Genomic DNA, 19,476 nt, shown 5'->3' with positions numbered 1-19,476 from the left:
GAATATGGACGAAGCGCCCGGCAGCGGGCTGCGCGGCTTCCTCCGCCGCCTCGCCTCGAGCAAGGCCGAGATGGAAGCGGAAGAGCTGCGGAAGGACACTGGCGCGGAGGGGGCGACACCCATCGCCTCCTGCGCCGAACGCCGGCGCGCGCATGTCGCGGGTACGCTACGGACGGTGACATTGCGACCGCGAGGCGGCGCCCCCGCTTTGGAGGCCGAGCTCTACGACGGTTCGGACGTGGTGAACCTCGTCTGGCTCGGCCGGCGCAGGATCGCCGGCATCGAGCCGGGCCGAAGGCTCAGCGCCGAAGGCCTGGTGAGCCTCCAGGACGGCCGCAAGGTCATCTTCAATCCCCGCTACGAACTCCGAGGATCCACGTGACCGAACAGGCGGCCAGGGAAGCGGACGAGAACGCCAGGCAGACCGTCGAGGCGGCGGTCCGCACCCAGCTCGCCAAGGCGCTCGGCGGCGGCCGCGGCATCGCCGAGGGCGCGGTGCCCACCGTGCTGTTCACGGTGGCCTGGCTGATCAGCCACAACCTCAAGCTGGCCGTCGGGCTGGGCGTCGGCTCGGCCGTGCTCCTGCTCGTGGTCCGGCTGCTCCAGCGCTCCACCGTGCAGTTCGTCTTCAACAGCCTGGTCGGCATCGGCATCGCCGCGTTCTTCGCGCTGCGCACCGGCAAGGCCGAGGACGCCTTCCTCCCGGGCATCCTCTACAACGCCGTCTATTCGGTCGTGCTCATCGGCTCGATCGTCGCGCGCTGGCCCGTCGTCGGGTTCATCATCGGCTCGGTGACCGGCGACCCGACCGCGTGGCGGCGCGACCCGGCGATCGTCAGGCTGTGCGCGAAGCTGACCTGGCTGCTGGTGCTCCCGTGCGTCCTGCGGGTGGTCGTGCAGTACCCGCTCTACCTCGCCGGGATGGTCGGCTGGCTGGGCACCGCCAAGATCGCGCTGGGCTGGCCGCTCCAGGTCGCCTCGTTCGGCGCGATGGTCTGGGTGCTGGCCCGCGGCCGCACCCCGCTCCCGGGCGACGAGAGCGCCCAGGACGTCGCGGCGCATCTGGAGGGCACCGGGGAAGGCCGGAACCGGGAGAAGCCCGCAGAATGACGCTGAGCCCCCGGGGCGGCCGGAAGCCGCCTTGGGGGCGCGCCGAAATGGCGAACGGCCGCCCTCGGCGGCCGTTCAGGTCAGGGGGAAATCTCCCTAGCGGCGGGCCATCGCCGTCATGACATGGCCCATCAGGCTGATGAGCGTCTGGCGGGTCGACTCGCGTGAGCGCGCGTCGCAGCTGACGACCGGGATCTCCGGGTCGAGGTCGAGGGCGATCCGGATGTCGTCGGCGGTGTAGGGCTTGGCGCCGTCGAAGGTGTTCACCGCGATGATGAACGGCAGGCCGCGCCGCTCGAAGTAGTCGATCGAGGCGAAGCAGTCGGCGAGGCGGCGGGTGTCGACCAGCACGACCGCGCCGAGGGCGCCTTCGGCCAGCTCGTCCCACATGAACCAGAACCGGTCCTGGCCCGGCGTGCCGAACAGGTAGAGCACCAGTCCGGTCCGCAGGGTGATCCGGCCGAAGTCCATCGCCACCGTGGTGGTGGTCTTCCGCTCCACACCGTCGAGGTCGTCGACGCCGATGCTGCGCTCGGTGAGCTGCTCCTCCGTGCGCAGCGGGCGCATCTCGCTCACCGAGGCGACCATCGTGGTCTTCCCGGCGCCGAACCCTCCCGCCACCAGGATCTTGACGGCGAGCTCGGCCTCAGAGGGCCTGGAGTCCATGAATTACCTCTTCGATGATTCTGGTGGTGGGGATCCGGCTGACGGCCGAGGGGGCGCGCACCGTGATCCGACGGTCGGTCAGCAGATCGCCGAGCAGTACTCGCACGACACCGACGGCCAGGTCAAGGGCCGAGGCCAGTTCCGCGACCGTGAGCGGCTGATGGGCGAGCTGGAGAATCGCCTCGTGTTCAGGGGACAGAAGGAGCGAACCGTACACCGGTTCGGTCGTGCGCACCACGAGTGTCATGAGATCGAGATCGGTCCGGTTGCCGGACTCGGTCCGGCCACCCGTCAGCCAGAAGGCCCGGACGATGGGTCCGGCCTCCTCGTCAAGCCACTCGTGCCCCGTCACGGAAGACTCACCGTCCGGGGCTTGGCCGACAGATGCAGGCCGACCCGCGTGACCAGCATCGCCATCTCGTAGGCGATGACGCCCACGTCGGCGGCGGCGTCGGCGAGGACGGCGAGGCAGGCGCCCTGTCCGGCGGAGGTGACGAAGAGGAACGCCTCGTCCATCTCCACGATGGTCTGCCGGACCGCGCCGCCCTTGAACTGCTCGCCGGTGCTGCGGGCGAGGCTCTGGAAGCCCGACGCGAGCGCCGCCATGTGCTCGGCGTCGTCGCGCTGCAGGCCCCGCGAGGCGCCCACGACGAGTCCGTCACTCGACAGGACGACCGCCTGCTTCACCTGCGCGACGCTGTCGACGAGGTTGTTGAGCAACCAGTTGAGATCGCCGGGTTCGGTCATGAGTGCTCCTCGGAGTGCTGAAGGTGATCGTCACCGGACTCGGCGGACTCGACCCGGCCGCGCTCCCAGCCGCGCTGCATGGCCGACATCCGCAACCGGAGGTTATCGGGCGACCGCTCCGGCGGCTCCGGCGCCGCCGTGTTGGCCGCCGCACCGGTGGGCGGCATCGCCGCGGAGGTCGAGACGAGGTCGGCGGGAGCCGCGGGCTCGGCGGGCGGGTCGGCGGGCTCCGCCCCCCGGTTCTTGCGCCGCCGCCGGGGCAGGTCGAGGTGCAGCCCGAGGCTCGGGTCGGCCTCGGCGGCCGGCTCGGCGGGCACGTCAGGCAGGTCGGGCACCGCGTCCTCGGGTAGGGCGGGCGGGACCTCTTCGCGCACGACCGCGACCGGCCGCGGCTCCGCGCCCTGGGCGCCCGCCGCGGCGAACACCCGCTCGGCGCGCAGCGCGGGCGACGGCTCGACGGTCGTGCCCTCCGGGACGTCGGGGGCGAGGAGCTCGCGCGGAAGGAAGACCACGGCGGTGGTGCCGCCGTAGGGCGAGACGCGCAGGGACACCCGGATCCCGTGCCGCTTGGCGAGCCGGCCGACGACGAACAGGCCGAGCCGCGCGGTGTCGGACAGGGTGAACTCCGGCGGCGCGGAAAGCCGCTCGTTGAGCTGCTCGATGACCTCGGCCGGCAGGCCGAGCCCGCGGTCCTCGATCTCCAGCACGTACCCGGCCGCGACGCCCTGGCCGGAGACCTCGATGGCGGTGTCGGGCGGGGAGTACTGGACGGCGTTCTCGATGAGGTCGGCCAGCAGGTGGATGGTGTCGGCCACGGCGGGGCCGACCAGCGCCACGCGCGGCATGGGCAGCACCCGCACCCGTGTGTAGTCCTCGACCTCCGACGCGGCGCCGCGCACGACGTCGACGAGCGGGACGGGCGAGCGCCAGCCTCGGCCGGGCGCCTTCCCGGCGAGGATGACCAGGCCCTCGGCGTGCCGCCGCATGCGGGTCGCCAGGTGGTCGAGCTGGAACAGCCTGCCGAGCTGGTCGGAGTCGTCGGCGTCCCGCTCCATCTCGTCCAGCAGCGAGAGCTGGCGGTGCAGCAGCGCCTGGTTGCGCGAGGCGAGGTTGACGAACACCTCGCGGACGTTGGCCATGGTCGCGGCCTCGTGCAGCGCGGCCTCCAGGACCGCGGCGCGCGCGGAGGTGAACGACCGGAAGATGCGCTCGATCTCGGTGACGCTGAACTGCACGCCGGGCTCGATCTGGTCGCTGTCGACGCGCTGGCCGTTGCGGACCAGCTCGGCCATGACCGGGAGCTGGTCGCGGGTGAAGTCCCCGACGGTGTCGGCGAGGGCGCGGCTCTCGCGGATGAGCCGCCGCGAGACGCGCCAGGCGATGACGATCGACACGACGATCGCGCCGAGGCCGAGGCCGCCCGCGACGCCGATCTCCAGCAGGACCCCGATGGCCACCTTCTCGGCGCGCGAGGTGATGCCGCCGAGCATCTGCTCCTCCAGCGCGAGCAGGCCGCTCTGGACCTTCTCCGCGTTGGCGTCCCAGGCGACCTGCCCGACGGCCCCGGCGGCGCCGCCGCGGGTGATGCGGTCCTCGAACTGCTGGAGGCGCTGGTACTCGATGGTGTTGAGGAACGCGGTGTAGCGGTCGCGGTCGGCCGGGCGCAGCCGGGACAGGGTGTCGGTGTACAGCAGGTCGCGCGCGCCGACGGCCCGCGCCACCTCCTTGCGGTCCCAGGCGCTCACCTCGCCGCCGAGCCGGCCGGCCAGCACCGCGTCCATCCGCGAGAGCTGCTCGCGGGCCATGCCGAGCGACGTCAGCGTGGACACGTCGGCGGCGATGTCGAGGTCGGGCGGCGAGACCGAGCGGTAGATCGCGTACCCGTGGTCGATGTAGGTGCTGAACGAGGTGAGCACCTGCGGCCGGCTGCGCTGGGCGCCCCCGTCGACGACGCTGCGCAGCAGGTCGAGGCCGCCGAGATCGCGCGAGAAGGTGTCGAGCGCGGTGCGGATGTCGCTCTCGATGCCGTCGCGCAGCCCCTGGTCGGTGGTGTTGTGCTCGAAGACGGCGCGGGCGTCGTCGACGGCCTGGCGCTGGAGCGCGAGGTCGTCGGTCGCCCCGGCCTGCGCGCCCGCCAGGACCGCCATCGACGCCATCCGCTCGTTCTGGAGCGCGGCGATGAGGGTCTGGGTGGGGCGCACGACCTGGCCGTCGAGCGACTGCGCGCGGGCGAGCAGCATGCCGTCGCCGAGCGAGGAGAAAGCGGTGAAGGCCCACAACAGCACGAGGGTGGTGAGGGGGACGGCGATGAGCGAGACGATCGCGGATCTGATCGGCTGGCTGCGGGAACGTCGCATGCCCGGCAGTCCTCCGTGGGTTCCGGCGGGGTGGTTCGAAGTACGGCGCTGGGGGGTACGCCGGAGCCTACTACGGGGTGATCTAATGCGCTTCCCCGTGCATATGGCACAAAGTCAGCACGTTACGGGACTACCCTTGCCCCGTGACCGAACTCCCCGATGTGACTCCCGACTCGTTGCCCACCCGGCGCCGTGCCGGTCGTCGCGGCGGACGACACCGCGGCGGCTCCTTCACCTTGCCCTCCGACTCGCCCGCCGTGGTGCTGACAGGTGCGTCGACAGAGGTCATGTCCGAGCTGGCCGACCTCATCGAGGCGGCCCACCCCGGCATCCCGGTGCACGCGGGCGCCGACGAGACCCTCGGCGAGCTGGTGGGCGACCCCGCCGCCGTGGTGGTGCCGCTGCTGCTCGGCCCCGACCGCTCCTTCGAGACCGCGCTGCGCCAGGGCCTGTCCGCACTGCCCGTGCTGGTCTCCGAATCGCTCGGCCCGCACCCGCTGCTCGCCGAGGCGCTGCACCTGCGGCTCGCCGAGGCCGGCCTCGCCCGCGCCGACCGCATCCGCATGATGAGCATGGTGACCGCCGCCGACGGCGTCGTCCTCGGCTGCCGCGCCGCCGACGAGAGCGCCGAGATCACCTCGGTGCTGCTCGCCTCCCGGCTCGCGGTGCCCGTCGTCGCCGCGCCCATCGAGGACCCCGCGGCGCTGGCCGCGGCCGCCGGCGCGCTGCGCGCCAACGGCGCCCAGCGGATCGCGTTCTCCCCGTTCGTGTTCGAGGCCGCCGCCGACGAGCTGGCCAAGGCCGCCGAAGCCGCGGCCGCCGAACCCGCCGCGCCGCTCGGCGGGCACTCCTCGGTGGCGCAGCTCGCGGTCCTGCGCTACGTCGAGGCGCTCGAGGCCATCTACACCGGCGAGTGACGGCCTGACTCGCGCGCCCGGCCTGAGGGCGCGCGGACAGACGGGAGCCCCGGCGCGCGACGCGCGCCGGGGCTCCGTCGTCCTGTCCCGCGGCCCGGCCTAGCGCGAGCTGAGGAGGTCCGCGAGCTCGTCCTCGACGTCCTGGCTGGCCACGAACATCAGTTCGTCGCCCGCCTCCAGGGTGTCGTCGGGAGTGGGGACCAGCACCCGGCCCTCGCGCAGGATCGCCACGAGCGCGGTGTCGCGCGGCCACTGCACCGAGCCGACCCGCTGCCCGTTGAGCGGCGCGTCGTCCGGCAGGGTCAGCTCCACGAGGTTGGCGTCGCCCTGGCGGAACGTCATCAGGCGCACGAGGTCGCCGACGCTCACCGCCTCCTCCACCAGCGCGCTCAGCAGCCGCGGCGTCGACACCGCGACGTCCACGCCCCACGAGTCGTTGAACAGCCACTCGTTCTTCGGGTGGTTGATGCGCGCGACCACCCTCGGCACCCCGTACTCGGTCTTGGCCAGCAGCGACACCACGAGGTTCACCTTGTCGTCGCCGCTGGAGGCCACGACCACCTGGCAGCGCTCGAGCGCCGCGTCGTCCAGCGAGGAGATCTCGCACGCGTCGGCGAGCAGCCACTCGGCGCGCGGCACCATCTCGACCTTGATGGCCTTGGGGTCCTTGTCGATGAGCAGGACCTCGTGCCCGTTCTCCAGCAGTTCCTGGGCGATGGACCTGCCCACCGCGCCGGCCCCGGCGATCGCCACCCGCATGTCAGTCTTCCTCCCGCACCCGTTTGGCCAGCGCCTCGGTGATCTGGTCCATGTCCGCGGCGCGCGCCATCACATGGACGACGTCGCCGTCCTGCACGACGGTGTCGCCGGTCGGCACGACGGCCTCGCCCATCCGGTTGAGGAACGCCACCCGGCAGCCGGGGGCGGCCCGCTCCATGTCGGCCACGCGCGCGCCGATCCACGCGACGTCGGTCTGCACCTCGGCGAGCTTGACGTCGCCGGTCGGGTCGCGCCACAGCGGCAGCGCGCCGTCCGGCAGGAGCCGCCGCAGCATCTGCTCGGCGGTCCAGCGGACCGTGGCGACGGTCGGGATGCCGAGCCGCTGGTAGACCTCGGCACGGCGGGAGTCGTAGATGCGGGCGACGACGTTCTCGACGCCGAACGTCTCGCGGGCGACCCTGGCGGAGATGATGTTGGAGTTGTCGCCGCTGCTCACGGCCACGAACGCCGACGCCTTCTCGATCTGTGCCTCGACGAGCACGTCACGATCGAACCCCATGCCGATCACCCGGCGGCCCTTGAAACCGCCGCGCAGCCGACGGAAGGCCTCGGAGTTCTGGTCGATGATGGCGACCGAGTGCCCCTTGTCCTCCAGGATATGGGCCAGGGTCGAGCCGACCCGGCCGCATCCCATGATGACGATATGCACGACCCGTCCCGTTCTTTGGTCTGGCGTTTCTCTGGTCTAGGCGCTGGATGCGCAGGCTGTAGGGGACAGTATCCCCCTGATCGCGGGAAGCACCGGTCTGGCGACCACGCGGAAACCGGTCGTTCTTCCCGGCGGGGGGAGCCGTACGGAACTCCTGGACAACGGCCGTTAGAGTGGCCTGCTGTGTCCAAGGCCTCTGACGTCCTGAAGCGCGTTTTGCTAGGGCGTGCCCTGCGCAGCACTCAGGCGCACCATCAGCTTCTGCCCAAGCGCATCGCCTTGCCGGTCTTCGCGAGCGACGCACTGTCCTCCGTGGCCTACGCGCCGCAGGAGATCCTCATCACCCTGGGGATCGCCGGTCTCGCCGGGTACGCCTTCACCCCCTGGATCGGCCTGGCGGTGGTCGTGCTGCTGGTCGTCGTCGTGGCGTCGTACCGGCAGAACGTCCGGACCTACACCAGTGGTGGCGGCGACTTCGAGGTCGCCACCACCAACCTCGGCGGGAACTGGGGCCTGGTCGTCGCCAGTGCGCTGCTCGTCGACTACGTCATGACGGTCGCGGTGTCGATCTCCTCGGCGGTCTCCAATCTCTCGGCCTTCACACCGCTGATCGCCGAGCACCGGGTGCTCGTCGCGGTCACCCTCGTGGTGCTGCTCACCGTGCTGAACCTGCGGGGCCTCAAGGAGTCCGGCATCGCCTTCGCGATCCCGACCTACCTGTTCATGTTCGGCATCTTCAGCATGATGGCGTGGGGTTTCATCCGGATGGCCGGCGGTGCGGACCTGGAGTCCGAGTCCGCCCACCTGGAGGTCCACGGCACGGGCGAGGACATCGCCGGGCTCGCGATGATCTTTCTCCTGCTGCGCGCGTTCGCCTCCGGCTGCGCCGCGCTCACCGGCGTCGAGGCGATCAGCAACGGCGTCCCGGCCTTCCGCAAGCCCAAGGGCCAGAACGCCGCGACGACACTGCTCATGCTCGGCGTGGTGGCCGCCACCATGTTCGCCGGGGTGACCGCCCTGGCCTACGTGACCGACGCCAAGTACGCCGACCCGCTGCACGGCAGCCACCTGATCGACCCGGCCACCGGCCGGGACGTCTCGGGTGAGCAGCACACCGTGATCACCCAGGTCGCCGAGACCGTCTTCAGCAACTTCCCGCCGATGTACGTCTTCGTGACGGTCATGACGGCGCTGATCCTGGTCCTGGCCGCCAACACGGCCTACAACGGCTTCCCCGTGCTGGCCTCGGTGCTCGCCCAGAACCGTTATCTGCCCCGCCAGTTGCACACCCGGGGCGACCGGCTCGCCTTCAGCAACGGGATCATCATGCTCGCGGGCGCGGCGATCATCCTGATCTACGCCTTCGAGGCCGACGTCACCAAGCTGATCCAGCTCTACATCGTCGGCGTGTTCGTGTCGTTCACCGTCAGCCAGACCGGCATGGTCCGGCACTGGAACCGGCTGCTGCGGACCGAGACCGACAGCACGGTCCGGCGCCAGATGAAGACCTCGCGGATGATCAACTCGGTCGGCCTGCTCATCACCGGCGCGGTCCTGGTGGTCGTGCTGATCACCAAGTTCTCGCACGGGGCCTGGATCGTCTGCATCGCGATGCCCGCGCTGTTCATCCTCATGCGCGGCATCCGGGCGCACTACGACAGGGTCGCGCGAGAGCTGGAGCCGGACGGCGCGGAGACCACGCTGCCCTCGCGCACCCACGCGATCGTGCTCGTCTCCAAGATCCACAAGCCGACCCTGCGCGCGCTCGCCTACGCCAGGGCCAGCCGCCCGTCGATCCTCGAGGCGGTCAGCGTCGCGGTCGACGCCGACGAGGCCGAGCGGCTGCGCGACGAGTGGGACGCCCTGGACCTGCCCGTCCCGCTCAAGGTCCTCGACTCGCCCTACCGCGAGATCACCCGCCCGGTCCTGGAGTACGTGAAGAACGTCCGCCGCAAATCCCCCCGCGACGTCGTCGCCGTCTACATCCCCGAATACGTCGTCGGCCACTGGTGGGAGCACATCCTCCACAACCAGAGCGCCCTGCGCCTCAAGGGCCGCCTCCTCTTCCAGCCGGGCGTCATGGTCACCAGCGTCCCGTGGCAACTCGCCTCCTCCGACCGCCTCAAGGGCCGCGTCGAACGCCCCGCCCCCGGCGCCGTCCGGCGAGGGGACCTGGAATAGCGCACTAGAATCGCGGAACGTGACTGCTACGGATCTCCTCGAACTCGAAGTCGGCAACGTCGGCCATGGTGGCTTCTGTGTCGCCCGGCATGAGGGGAAGGTCGTTTTTGTTCGGCACGCCCTTCCCGGGGAGCTGGTGCGGGCCAGGGTGACCGAGGAGACCAAGACCTTCCTGCGGGCCGACGCGGTGGAGATCATCAAGCCGTCTCCCGACCGTGTCACGGCGCCGTGCGAGTACGCGGGGCCCGGGCGGTGCGGCGGCTGCGACTGGCAGCACGCGGCCCTGCCGGCGCAGCGCGTGATGAAGGGCGAGGTCGTCGCCGAGCAGCTCCGCCGGCTGGCGGGGATCGACCGGCCCGTCCACGTCGAGGAAGTGGCGGTCCCCGCCCTGTACACCGAGGACGGCGAGCCCCTCGCGGCGCCGCCCGGACTCGGCTGGCGCACCCGCGTCCAGTTCGCGGTCGACGCCGACGGCGGCGTGGGCCTGCGCAAGCACCGCTCGCACGAGCTCGAGTACATCGACCGCTGCCTGATCGCGCACCCCGGGGTGGAGATGATCGGCATCGAACGGCACATGTGGCCCGGCGCGTCCGGCGTCGAGGGCGTGGTGTCGGCCGGGACCGGCGACCGCCTCGTGGTGATCTCCGAGCCCAAGGGCAAGCGCGGCCGCCCCGTGCGGGTGCCTCAGCTCGACGTGCCCGTCCGGGTCGTCAAGCCCGAGCGGCCGCAGTTCCGCCAGCAGGAGCGCCCGCAGCCCGGCGCGCGCCGCCCCGTCGTGCCGTTCGTGCGCGAGGAGGCCGCGGGACGCCTCTGGCAGGTCACCGGCAGCGGCTTCTGGCAGGTCCACCCCGCCGCCGCCGACACCCTGGTCAAGGCGGTCATGGACGTCCTGGAGCCCCGGCCGGGCGAGATCGCCCTCGACCTGTACTGCGGCGTCGGCCTGTTCGCCGGGGTCCTCGGCGAGGCGGTCGGCCGCGACGGCCTGGTCGTCGCGGTCGAGACCGGCAACCAGGCGGTGCGGGACGCCAAGTTCAACCTCAAGGACCTGACGAACGTCAGCGTCGAGCAGGGCAAGGTCGAAGAGGTCCTGCCGACGCTCGAGTTCGGCGCGTCCGCCGGGCCCGTCAGGCCCAAGCCGGGCAAGGCGCAGCCCAAGCGCGGCGCCGCGCAGGGCCACCGGGGCGGCTCGCGGGTCCGCGGCGCCGACATCACCGTGCTCGACCCGCCGCGCGCGGGCGCCGGGGAGAAGGTCGTCGACGAGATCGCGCGGCGCACCAACCGGAAGATCGCCTACGTGTCGTGCGACCCTGCGACGCTGGCCCGCGACCTCAAGTACTTCTCGGCCCGCGGCTGGACCCTGGAGAGCCTGCGCGCCTTCGACCTGTTCCCGCAGACCAGCCACGTCGAGTGCGTGGCGTCCCTCGTCAGGGACTGACGAGAACGGCGGCCGCCGGAGATCGGCGGCCGACGTGCGCTCCCCGACCCCCAGGAGGGCTTGGATGAGACGGTTTCCCGACGGGTTCGTCTGGGGCGCCGCCACGGCGGCGTACCAGATCGAGGGCGCTGTGGCCGAGGACGGCAGGGCGCCCTCCATCTGGGACGGCTTCGGCCCGATCCTGAACGGCGACACCGGTGAGACGGCCTGCGACCACTACCACCGGTACGCCGAGGACGTCGGGCACCTCGCCGACCTCGGCGTCGGGTCGTACCGGTTCTCCGTCTCCTGGCCGAGGGTGCTGCCCGACGGCAGGCCCGAGCGGCGCGGTCTGGACTTCTACTCCCGCCTGGTGGACCTCCTTCTGGAGCGGGGCATCGCCCCGGCCGTCACGCTCTACCACTGGGACCTGCCTCGCGCGCTTGAGGAGCGCGGAGGCTGGCTGAACAGGGACACCGCGCACAGGTTCGCCGAGTACAGCGCGCTCGTGGCCGACACCTTGGGCGACAGGGTCGACACCTGGATCACCCTGAACGAGCCGTGGTGCGCGGCCTTCCTCGGCCACGGGTCGGGCGAGCACGCCCCGGGCCGCCGTGACTCGGCGTTCGAGGCGGCCCACCACCTGAACCTCGCGCACGGCCTGGCCGCCCCGCTGCTCCCCGGCCGCAAGGGGATCACGCTGAACCCCCACGTCGTCTGGGGCCCCGACGAGGCGGCCGTCCGCCGTGCCGACGGGATCTCCAACGGCGTCTTCGAAGGTCCGCTCCTGGGCGGGGGCTACCCCTCGAGCGTGATCGCCGACACCGCCCACCTCACCGACTGGTCGTTCGTGAAGGACGGCGACGAGGCGGTCATCAAGGCGCCGGTCGACTTCCTCGGCGTCAACTACTACTCCGTGACGGTCGTCGAGCCGGGCGGCAAGGGCAAGCCCTCGTGGCCGGGCTGCGAAGACCTCAAGTTCTCCTCGGCCCCGGGCGAGCGCACCGACATGGGCTGGTCGATCGTCCCGCAGGGCCTGACCGAACTCCTGCTGCGGCTGTCCCGCGAGAACCCGGGCCTGCCCCTCGTCGTCACCGAGAACGGCGCGGCGTACCCCGAGCCCGTCCACGACGACCGCCGGATCGCCTACCTCCACGGCCATCTGGCCGCGGTCCTCGACGCGATCGACGCGGGCGCCGACATCGGCGGGTACTACGTCTGGTCCCTGCTCGACAACTTCGAGTGGGCCTTCGGCTACGCCAAGCGCTTCGGCATCATCCACGTCGACTACGCGACCCAGGAGCGCACCTGGAAGGACAGCGCCCGCTGGTACCGCGACGTGGTCGCCGCGGGAGCCCTGCCCGGCGCCTGAACCCCGGACCGCGCGGGTCCCGGGTGTCGGCGGCCCCGCTCACGCGGGCGCGGCCGCCCGCCCGCCGACAGGTTCGCGCGGATCACCGCGCTGGTCCCCGAGCCGACCGCGGGGGAGAGCGCGGAGCGCTTCGAGTTCGGCCTCGAGGTCTTCCTGCGCGGCCTGGAATCGTCCATCCGCCGGTGAGCGCCCCTTTTCGTGCGAAAGGAGGCGCGCACCGGCCGGGGCGCGCTCAGCAGCGCTTGAAGTCCGACTTCGCGTTGTTCCAGGTGCAGCCGTCGACCCGTGCGTTGGACGGGTCGAAGAGGTAGGCGGCGCCCTTGGTGTTGGGCCAGGTGTGCTTGCGCAGGCCCTGGTAGACGTACTTCACGGTCTTCTTTCCTTCGCCCATGCGCATGGTGACGCTCTTGCCGGGCTGGACCCAGACGCCGCGGGCCGGGAAGTAGAAGATGTACTTGGAGTCGCCGAGCCGGGAGGTCTGACCGAGGGTCCAGCCGGCGAGGTTGACCTTCTTGCCGCTCTTGTTGGTCACGACGACGTACTCGCCGTTGACGTTCTTCTTGGTGTCCTTGCCCTGGGCGTCGTACCGAACGTAGGTGATCTGCACGTTCGGGGCGGCCTCGGCGGGGGCGGCGAGCAGCGCCGCCAGCGGGAGGGCGACGGCCAGGGCACCGATCAGGGGCGTGCGCATCGGCGGTTCGGCTCCGATCTTGTCCGGGGGATTCAGCAGACTAGCGGCAACGTAAGGGAAATGTCGTCCATGGGGTGGGATGTTCACCGGGACGCCGAAGGGGCGGCGCGCCGTGCGCGCCGCCCCTTCCGGGAGCCGACTATGGTGCTCCGAGCCGCTGAGCGGGGGTGCTCAGGTGGAGAAGAGCATCCCGAACAGGCTCGGTCCGTGGTGGTGCCGGTGCGGGGCGTGGTGGGCCCCCCAGCCGGGCTGCGCGACGGGCGGGGGCGGCGACTGGCGCCACTGGCTCTCGATGCGCGCGAGGGTCTCCAGCTCGCCATAGTCGAGGAAGATCCCCCGGCACATGTCGCACTGTTCGATGTGGACCCCGTTACGGTCGAAGGTCCGCATCGTGCCCCGACACTTCGGGCACTGAAGCATGTTCCGCCACCTTTCCCTCGCGGCTCTGGCCGCTACAGGCGTCTTTGCGCAGCTTGATTGTGAGGGCACCTTACGCCATCAAGCATTGCGTGAGCTGCTAATTCGGTCACAAGCGTCGATAAGGGTCGTCTCGTACTCGTTGAGCGTCCGTCCCTCGTCCACAGCCTTTGAGACGCACCGGGCGGCCGTTTGGATCGCCAGAGCTTGCGCGGGAATGTCCAATCTGGCCCACGGGTCAGGTCCGAGGTCGGTACCGCCGGCGGACAGATAGGCGTGCAGGAACCTCGACCACACCTCGTCGGGCAGCACCCCCGCGGCGAACAGGGCGGCGGGACGGGCCAGGTCCCAGACCGGATCGCCGTGCCCGAGGTCGTCGATGTCGATCAGCCGCCAGCCGCCGCCGCACCGCACGAGCTGGCCGAGGTGGAAGTCGCCGTGGACCAGCCGCGCGGTCCCGGGGGCCTCCAGGACGTCCGGGAGGGTCGCGTAGGCCCGCAGGATCGTCCGGGCCGCGGGGGAGTCGGGCAGCGGCCGGGTCAGCACCTCCCGCACTCGCAGCGGCGCGCCCTGCGGGGGCAGCCCCGCCGGGACGGGCAGCGCGTGGAGGCGGGCCAGGAGCCGTCCGGCCTCCTCCCAGGGGGCGCCGAACGGGTCGGCGGGGTCGACCGGCTCGCCGGCGGGCCAGACCGACACGGTCCGCCCGTCGACGGGGTCGGGCACCCGGATCGGGGGGAGCAGGAGCCCGGGGTGCCCGGCGGCCACGGCGGCCCTGGCGGGCAGGTCCGTCGTCTCGGCCCGGTGCGCCTTGGCCACGACCCCGCCTACCCTGACGACCAGGACGTCGCCACGCGCGTAGAGCACCGCCGCCTCGCCCGTTCCGCCCGATTCGCGGGCGAGTGCGGTGAGCTGTTCGATCACCGGGTGAGTCAATCACCTCATCCCGCCTTGCGGGAGAAGTAAGGAGAATGCGGGTGATCGCGGGAATTTCGCGCTACGTTGAACAGATCGCGCCGAATACCCGTCGGGCCGCAGTCCGTCGGTTGGTGTGACGAGCCTCGCATTGAGTAAGCTCGCTCGAACGCTGCACCCTGCCCTAGGAGTTGAAGAGACAGTGCCCGGTCCCCACGAGCCGGAGGCGGAGACCCTCACCCTCGCGCGCGGCGCCGGACCCTGGCTGGTTCCCGGACTGGTGGGTGCGGCGGGCGCCGTCCTGCTGACCCGGCGGTCACGGTACCGCGGCCTGGTCGCCGCCGCAGCCACGGCGACGGCCGCAGGCCTGACCTGGTTCTTCCGGGACCCGCCGCGCAGCGGCGAGGGCCTGATCCTCTCCGGCGCGGACGGCGTGGTGCAGAGCATCACCCCGTGGCCCGACGGCCGCACCCGGGTCGCGGTCTTCATGAGCCCGCTGGACGTGCACGTCAACCGGGCGCCGATCGCGGGCAAGATCCTCTCGGTCGACCACATCGAAGGCGGGCACGTCCCCGCCTTCAACAAGGACAGCGACCGCAACGAGCGCGTCGTCTGGCGGTTCGACACGGCGGTCGGCGAGATCGAGTGCGTGCAGATCGCGGGCACCGTCGCCCGGCGGATCGTGCCCTACCTCGAAGAGGGCGTCTCGGTGGAGCAGGGCGAGCGGCTGGGCCTGATCCGCTTCGGCTCGCGGTTCGACACCTACCTCCCGGCCGGGCTCGTCCCGGCGGTGGCCGTCGGTCAGAAGACCCGGGCCGGTGAGACGCACCTTGTCTGCGGCTGAGAGCGAGACCGCCGGTACGGAGCGCCTGTCGCCCGCCGACTTCCTGACGCTCGGCAACGCCCTCTGCGGCATCGCCGCCCTGCGCAGCATCATGGTGCAGGGCAGCTTCTCGGGCACCGAGAGCCGGCTGTTCGCCGGTGCGGTCCTGCTCATGCTGATCGGCGCCGTCTGCGACCTGTTCGACGGGCGGATGGCCCGGCGCTGGCGCAGCACCCCCTACGGCCCGCACCTCGACAACCTCGCCGACGTGATCACCTTCGGCCTCGTCCCCGCCGCGATGACCCTCGCCTGGGTCGGTTTCGACGACGACTGGGCGATGCCCGCGATGGTGGCCGCCGCCGGGTTCTTCCTGGCGATCGTGGTCCGGCTCGCCCGGTACGTCACCGCGGCTCCCGAGCCGGGGATCTTCCGCGGCATGCCCGCCCCGCTGTGCGCCTTCACGGTGGTCTCGATCATCGTGCTGGAGCCCCCGGTGCCGATGGCCCTCGCGGCGATCGCCTGTGTGGCGCTGCTCGCGGTCAGCCGCCTGCCGTTCCCCAAGCCCTCCAGCCGGTCCCTCGCCGGGATCATGGTCGTCTGGGCCGCCTGCGGCGCCCTCTCGATCGTCGCCTGGGCGGCGGGCCTGCCCGGCGGCACCACCGGCATGCGCTTCACCGCGGCCTCCGAGCTCTTCGCCGCCTGCCTGATCCCGCTGATCATGCTCAAGCTCCGGCACACCATGCGGGATCAGTTCGCGCCGCATGCCACCCGCCGCCGCACCCTGCCCCGCCCCCGGCGCGTCTCCGTCCGCCGCCCCGGCGCGCAGCGCCGCGTGCGCATCAGGCGCTAGTCCCGGCTCCAGGAAGCCCCGGCCATCGGCCGGGGCTTTTTTCTTTCGCCGGGCGGGCTCCCGGAGGAATAGTGGTGCAGGCAGGTTTGTTCATGGTTGAATAGTTGAACGTTCAAACTTGAGTTCCGGGTAGGGGATGCGCGATGAGCGACACGCAGACGACGTCGAGGATGCCGGCGCTGTACCTGAGCCACGGGGCGCCGCCCCTCGCCGACGACCCGCTGTGGCCCGGCCAGCTCGCCGCGTGGGCCGCGGACCTGCCCCGGCCCGAGGCGGTGCTCATGGTGTCGGCGCACTGGGAGGACGCGCCCCTGGCGATCGGGGCGACCCGGACGGTCCCGCTCGTCTACGACTTCTGGGGATTCGACCAGCGGTACTACCAGGTGCGGTACCGAGCGCCCGGCGCCCCCGGGCTCGCCGCCCGCGTGCGCGCCCTGGTCAAGGGCGCCCAGGACGTCCCGGACCGGGGCCTCGACCACGGGGCCTACGTGCCGCTCGTGGAGATGTACCCCGACGCCGACGTGCCCGTGCTCCAGATCTCGCTGCCGACGCTCGACCCCGCCGGCCTCTATGAGATCGGCCGGAAGCTCGCGCCGCTGCGCGACGAGGGCGTCCTGATCATCGGAAGCGGGTTCTTCACGCACAACCTGCGCGGGCTCGACCCAGGTCTGGGCGTCGACCAGGCCCCCGGCTGGTCGAAGGAGTTCGACGCGTGGGGCGCCGAGGCCCTGGCCGCCCACGACGTCGACGGCCTCATCGACTTCCTGCACAAGTCGCCCGCCGGCCGGCTCGCGCACCCCCGCACCGAGCACTTCGCGCCCCTGTTCGTCACCCTCGGCGCCGCCGCCGACGAACTCGACACCCAGCGCTCCACCATCGACGGCTTCTGGATGGGCCTCTCCAAGCGCTCGCTCCAGGTCGGTTAGCCGTGCTCTCGGCCCCGCTGAGCGCTCGGGGCGCGGCTCGTGGAGCGGCGGACGACGAGTTCGGGGCGGTAAAGGAGTTCGGTGCGGGGGACGCGGTTGCCGCCGATCTCCTCGAGGAGCTGGCCCGCGGCGGCGATCGCCATCTCCCGGACGGGCTGGCGGATCGTGGTGAGGGCCGGGTCCAGGTAGGGGATGAGGGGGGAGTCGTCGAAGCCGACGACCGAGACGTCCTCGGGGACCCGCAGGCCCCGCTGGCGGACCGCCCGGATCGCCCCGATCGCCATGATGTCGCTGCCGCAGCAGATCGCGGTGCAGCCCCGGTCGAGTAGCTGCGCCGCCGCGGCCTGGCCGCCCTCCAGGGTGAACAGCGAGGTGGCGATCAGCCGCTCCGGCTCGGTCTCGCCCAGCAGCGCCTTGACGGCCCGCGCGAACCCCTCGGCCTTGCGGATCGACGGCACGAACCTCGCCTGTCCGACGGCGAGCCCGATCCTGGTGTGGCCGAGTGAGACCAGGTGCTCCACCGCCATCTCGACCGAGGCGACGTCGTCATTGGAGACGAACGGGGCGTCGATCCCGTCCCGGTACCCGTTGACCAGGACCAGGGGCAGGCCCTGGTCGGTGAGCCGCTTGTAGCGGCCGAGGTCGGCGGTGGAGTCGGCGTGCATGCCGCTGACCACGATGATCCCCGCGACGTCACGTTCCAACAGGAGCTCGGTGTAGTCGTCCTCGCGGACGCCGCCGGGCGTCTGGGTACAGAGCACCGCGGTGTACCCGGACATGACCAGCGCCGACTCCAGGGTCTGCGCGAAGACCGGGAAGACGGGGTTGGTCAGTTCGGGGAGGATGAGCCCGATCAGCCCGGCCCGCTGCTGGCGCAGCCGGGGCGGGCGGTCGTAGCCGAGGACGTCGAGCGCCCCCAGCACCGCCTGCCGGGTGCCGGGGGATACGCCGGGTCTGCCGTTGAGCACGCGGCTCACGGTCGCCTCGCTGACCCCTGCCTGAGCCGCGATGTCGGCCAGCCGTGTCGCCATGATCCGTAATTTACCGTTCGCCGAGGTCGGCGCGGACTTCCGTCCACCAGATCGCCGCGTCGGACGGCAGCGTCACGTGCCCGTCCTCGACCGTCAGGGGGACGCTGGAGACCGCGATCCCGCCCGCCACCGGGATCCGGACGGGCGCGGCGCCGAAGTTCACCGCGCAGCCGAAGCCGGGCTCGCGACGGAGCCGCAGGACGCCTTCGGGGGCGTCCTCCCACACGAGGGCGCCGTCGCCGAGCGCGGGGGAGTCCCGCCGGAAGGCCAGGGCCGCCCGGTACAGGGCGAGGGTCGAGGCCGGGTCGGCCTCCTGCGCGGCGACGGACAGACCCGACCACGAGGCCGGGATGGGCAGCCAGGTGCCTTCACCCGTCCCGAACCCGAACGGCGGCACGTCGCCCGACCACGGCAGCGGCACCCGGCAGCCGTCGCGTCCGGCGTCGTCGCCCCGGCCGAGCTGCGGGTCGACCAGGAACTCCGGTGGCAGGTCGAGGACCTCGGGAAGACCCAGCTCCTCGCCCTGGTAGACATAGGCCGATCCGGGCAGCGCCAGCATGAGCAGCGCCGCCGCCCTGGCCCGGCGCAGGCCGAGTTCGCCGTCGCCGAACCGGGTGACGTGCCTGCGCACGTCGTGGTTGGACAGCACCCACGTGGTAGGCGCGCCGACCGCCTCGGAGGTCCCGAGCGAGACGTCGATGACGTCGCGCAGTGCCGCGGCGTCCCAGCCGGTCCCGAGGTAATGGAAGTTGAACGCCTGGTGCGCCTCGTCCGGCCTGACGTACCGGGCCAGCCGCTCGGGCGTCGACGCCCACGCCTCGGCCACCGCGATCCGCTCGCCCGGGTAGGAGTCGAGCAGCGCCCGCCAGCCCCGGTGGATCTCGTGCACGCCGTCCTGGTCGAAGTAGGGCAGCGGATCGGTGCCGAGCATCCGGGACTGGTCGCCGTGCCCGACGTCCGGGAGGCCCGCCTTCTTGACCATGCCGTGCGCGACGTCGATCCGGAACCCGTCGACGCCCAGGGCCAGCCAGAACCGGAGGATGTCCTCGAACTCGGTGTGGACCTCCGGGTTCTCCCAGTTCAGGTCGGGCTGTTCCGGCGCGAACAGGTGGAGGTACCACTGGCCGTCGGGGACCCGGGTCCAGGCGCGGCCGCCGAACACCGACTCCCAGTCGTTCGGCGGCTCGGCCCCGTCGGGGCCCCGGCCGTCGCGGAAGTGGTAGCGGGCGCGCTGGGGCGAGCCCGGCGCGGCGGCGAGGGCCGCGGTGAACCAGGCGTGCCGGTCGGAGGTGTGGTTCGGCACGACGTCGACGATGATCCGCAGGCCCAGGCCGTGCGCGTCGGCGATCAGCGCCTCGGCGTCGGCGAGGTCGCCGAACAGCGGGTCGACCTCGCGGTAGTCGGCGACGTCGTAGCCGAAGTCCGCCATCGGCGAGCGGTAGAACGGCGTGAGCCACACCGCGTCGACGCCGAGCGCCGCGAGGTACGGCAGCCGTGCCCGGATGCCGGGCAGGTCGCCGATGCCGTCGCCGTCGCCGTCGGCGAAGCTGCGGACGTAGATCTGGTAGATCACCGCGTCGCGCCACCACCGCGTGGCGACCGTGGAGCCCTGCATGGTGTCCCCCCAAGGACG

20 protein-coding genes are annotated in these 19,476 nt (G+C 71.9%); 9 read left to right on the top strand and 11 right to left on the bottom strand.

Annotated elements, in window-relative coordinates; genetic code table 11:
• Positions 1–4 precede the first annotated feature (4 nt).
• Complete coding sequence (locus EDD29_RS34130; RefSeq protein ID WP_123668382.1) at positions 5–382, top strand: OB-fold nucleic acid binding domain-containing protein; 378 nt, start codon at positions 5–7, stop codon at positions 380–382.
• On the top strand, positions 379–1,110 hold the full coding sequence (locus tag EDD29_RS34125) for a DUF3159 domain-containing protein (RefSeq protein WP_123668381.1): 732 nt from the start codon (positions 379–381) through the stop codon (positions 1,108–1,110). Before EDD29_RS34130 ends, EDD29_RS34125 begins: the two co-directional genes overlap by 4 nt.
• A 96-nt stretch (positions 1,111–1,206) precedes the next feature.
• On the opposite strand, the gene EDD29_RS34120 is transcribed toward EDD29_RS34125, so the two are convergent.
• From EDD29_RS34120 to EDD29_RS34105, 4 genes are read right to left on the bottom strand one after another with little or no spacing between them, the layout of a single operon-like run.
• On the bottom strand, positions 1,207–1,776 hold the full coding sequence (locus EDD29_RS34120; RefSeq protein ID WP_123668380.1) for a GTP-binding protein: 570 nt from the start codon (positions 1,774–1,776) through the stop codon (positions 1,207–1,209).
• Positions 1,757–2,128: a DUF742 domain-containing protein gene (locus EDD29_RS34115; protein ID WP_123668379.1), complete on the bottom strand. Its 372-nt coding sequence runs from the start codon at positions 2,126–2,128 to the stop codon at positions 1,757–1,759. The genes EDD29_RS34120 and EDD29_RS34115 overlap by 20 nt, the downstream gene beginning before the upstream one ends.
• Entirely contained in the window at positions 2,125–2,523 is a 399-nt protein-coding gene (locus EDD29_RS34110) for a roadblock/LC7 domain-containing protein (RefSeq protein ID WP_123668378.1), read from the bottom strand. Before EDD29_RS34110 ends, EDD29_RS34115 begins: the two co-directional genes overlap by 4 nt.
• A complete protein-coding gene (locus EDD29_RS34105; RefSeq protein WP_123668377.1) occupies positions 2,520–4,880 on the bottom strand; it encodes a sensor histidine kinase in 2,361 nt (786 codons plus the stop codon). Before EDD29_RS34105 ends, EDD29_RS34110 begins: the two co-directional genes overlap by 4 nt.
• 287 nt (positions 4,881–5,167) lie before the next feature.
• On the opposite strand from EDD29_RS34105, the gene EDD29_RS45915 reads away from it, so the two are divergent.
• Positions 5,168–5,797, top strand: coding sequence for a sirohydrochlorin chelatase (locus EDD29_RS45915; protein ID WP_246053143.1), 630 nt, complete (start codon positions 5,168–5,170; stop codon positions 5,795–5,797).
• A gap of 99 nt (positions 5,798–5,896) precedes the next feature.
• On the opposite strand, the gene EDD29_RS34095 is transcribed toward EDD29_RS45915, so the two are convergent.
• Positions 5,897–6,556, bottom strand: a complete 660-nt coding sequence (locus tag EDD29_RS34095; protein ID WP_123668376.1) for a potassium channel family protein — start codon at positions 6,554–6,556, stop codon at positions 5,897–5,899.
• A gap of 1 nt (position 6,557) precedes the next feature.
• Positions 6,558–7,226, bottom strand: coding sequence for a potassium channel family protein (locus EDD29_RS34090; RefSeq protein WP_123668375.1), 669 nt, complete (start codon positions 7,224–7,226; stop codon positions 6,558–6,560).
• 183 nt (positions 7,227–7,409) lie between these two features.
• On the opposite strand from EDD29_RS34090, the gene EDD29_RS34085 reads away from it, so the two are divergent.
• From EDD29_RS34085 to EDD29_RS34075, 3 genes are all read left to right on the top strand, one after another.
• Entirely contained in the window at positions 7,410–9,407 is a 1,998-nt protein-coding gene (locus tag EDD29_RS34085; RefSeq protein ID WP_123668374.1) for an APC family permease, read from the top strand.
• Positions 9,408–9,426: 19 nt separating this feature from the next.
• Positions 9,427–10,842, top strand: coding sequence for a class I SAM-dependent RNA methyltransferase (locus tag EDD29_RS34080; RefSeq protein WP_123668373.1), 1,416 nt, complete (start codon positions 9,427–9,429; stop codon positions 10,840–10,842).
• Between the two features lie 64 nt (positions 10,843–10,906).
• The gene (locus EDD29_RS34075) at positions 10,907–12,193 is read left to right on the top strand and encodes a GH1 family beta-glucosidase (protein WP_123668372.1); all 1,287 of its coding nucleotides are present in this window, start codon (positions 10,907–10,909) and stop codon (positions 12,191–12,193) included.
• 232 nt (positions 12,194–12,425) lie between these two features.
• Here EDD29_RS34075 and EDD29_RS34070 read toward each other — a convergent pair whose 3' ends face one another.
• The 3 genes from EDD29_RS34070 to EDD29_RS34060 form a co-directional block, all read right to left on the bottom strand.
• The gene (locus EDD29_RS34070) at positions 12,426–12,884 is read right to left on the bottom strand and encodes a lamin tail domain-containing protein (RefSeq protein WP_123668371.1); all 459 of its coding nucleotides are present in this window, start codon (positions 12,882–12,884) and stop codon (positions 12,426–12,428) included.
• A 171-nt stretch (positions 12,885–13,055) separates the two neighbouring features.
• Positions 13,056–13,274: a TFIIB-type zinc ribbon-containing protein gene (locus EDD29_RS34065; protein ID WP_246053142.1), complete on the bottom strand. Its 219-nt coding sequence runs from the start codon at positions 13,272–13,274 to the stop codon at positions 13,056–13,058.
• 108 nt (positions 13,275–13,382) lie between these two features.
• Positions 13,383–14,222 carry a phosphotransferase family protein gene (locus tag EDD29_RS34060; protein ID WP_246053141.1) on the bottom strand — a complete coding sequence of 280 codons (840 nt, stop codon included), beginning with the start codon at positions 14,220–14,222 and terminating at the stop codon, positions 13,383–13,385.
• Positions 14,223–14,415: 193 nt separating this feature from the next.
• Between EDD29_RS34060 and EDD29_RS34055 the strand changes: the two genes are divergently transcribed.
• From EDD29_RS34055 to EDD29_RS34045, 3 genes are all read left to right on the top strand, one after another.
• Positions 14,416–15,057, top strand: a complete 642-nt coding sequence (locus EDD29_RS34055; RefSeq protein ID WP_123668368.1) for a phosphatidylserine decarboxylase — start codon at positions 14,416–14,418, stop codon at positions 15,055–15,057.
• On the top strand, positions 15,044–15,886 hold the full coding sequence (locus tag EDD29_RS34050) for a CDP-alcohol phosphatidyltransferase family protein (protein ID WP_170201694.1): 843 nt from the start codon (positions 15,044–15,046) through the stop codon (positions 15,884–15,886). The genes EDD29_RS34055 and EDD29_RS34050 overlap by 14 nt, the downstream gene beginning before the upstream one ends.
• Positions 15,887–16,029: 143 nt before the next feature.
• Entirely contained in the window at positions 16,030–16,812 is a 783-nt protein-coding gene (locus tag EDD29_RS34045) for a dioxygenase family protein (RefSeq protein ID WP_170201693.1), read from the top strand.
• Here EDD29_RS34045 and EDD29_RS34040 read toward each other — a convergent pair.
• Together EDD29_RS34040 and EDD29_RS34035 are read right to left on the bottom strand one after the other, a co-directional pair.
• The gene (locus EDD29_RS34040) at positions 16,809–17,843 is read right to left on the bottom strand and encodes a LacI family DNA-binding transcriptional regulator (RefSeq protein ID WP_123668366.1); all 1,035 of its coding nucleotides are present in this window, start codon (positions 17,841–17,843) and stop codon (positions 16,809–16,811) included. The two genes, EDD29_RS34045 and EDD29_RS34040, sit on opposite strands and share 4 nt — an antisense overlap.
• Before the next feature lie 10 nt (positions 17,844–17,853).
• Positions 17,854–19,458, bottom strand: coding sequence for a glycoside hydrolase family 13 protein (locus EDD29_RS34035; protein WP_123668365.1), 1,605 nt, complete (start codon positions 19,456–19,458; stop codon positions 17,854–17,856).
• Positions 19,459–19,476 lie beyond the last annotated feature (18 nt).

Origin of the sequence: Actinocorallia herbida, from assembly GCF_003751225.1 — a bacterium.
Classification (GTDB): Bacteria; Actinomycetota; Actinomycetes; order Streptosporangiales; family Streptosporangiaceae; genus Actinocorallia; species Actinocorallia herbida.
Note: the sequence above shows the minus strand (reverse complement) of the source record. Positions and strands in the feature narration are given on the sequence as shown.

Bases quoted from the DNA above. Each gene is read 5' to 3' on its own strand.
- EDD29_RS34040 (WP_123668366.1), bottom strand. From the start codon at position 17,843: ATGGCGACACGGCTGGCCGACATCGCGGCTCAGGCAGGGGTCAGCGAG.
- EDD29_RS34035 (WP_123668365.1), bottom strand. From the start codon at position 19,458: ATGCAGGGCTCCACGGTCGCCACGCGGTGGTGGCGCGACGCGGTGATC.
- EDD29_RS34105 (WP_123668377.1), bottom strand. From the start codon at position 4,880: ATGCGACGTTCCCGCAGCCAGCCGATCAGATCCGCGATCGTCTCGCTC.
- EDD29_RS34070 (WP_123668371.1), bottom strand. From the start codon at position 12,884: ATGCGCACGCCCCTGATCGGTGCCCTGGCCGTCGCCCTCCCGCTGGCG.
- EDD29_RS34110 (WP_123668378.1), bottom strand. From the start codon at position 2,523: ATGACCGAACCCGGCGATCTCAACTGGTTGCTCAACAACCTCGTCGAC.
- EDD29_RS45915 (WP_246053143.1), top strand. From the start codon at position 5,168: ATGTCCGAGCTGGCCGACCTCATCGAGGCGGCCCACCCCGGCATCCCG.
- EDD29_RS34120 (WP_123668380.1), bottom strand. From the start codon at position 1,776: ATGGACTCCAGGCCCTCTGAGGCCGAGCTCGCCGTCAAGATCCTGGTG.
- EDD29_RS34095 (WP_123668376.1), bottom strand. From the start codon at position 6,556: ATGCGGGTGGCGATCGCCGGGGCCGGCGCGGTGGGCAGGTCCATCGCC.
- EDD29_RS34065 (WP_246053142.1), bottom strand. From the start codon at position 13,274: ATGCGGACCTTCGACCGTAACGGGGTCCACATCGAACAGTGCGACATG.
- EDD29_RS34130 (WP_123668382.1), top strand. From the start codon at position 5: ATGGACGAAGCGCCCGGCAGCGGGCTGCGCGGCTTCCTCCGCCGCCTC.
- EDD29_RS34075 (WP_123668372.1), top strand. From the start codon at position 10,907: ATGAGACGGTTTCCCGACGGGTTCGTCTGGGGCGCCGCCACGGCGGCG.
- EDD29_RS34045 (WP_170201693.1), top strand. From the start codon at position 16,030: ATGAGCGACACGCAGACGACGTCGAGGATGCCGGCGCTGTACCTGAGC.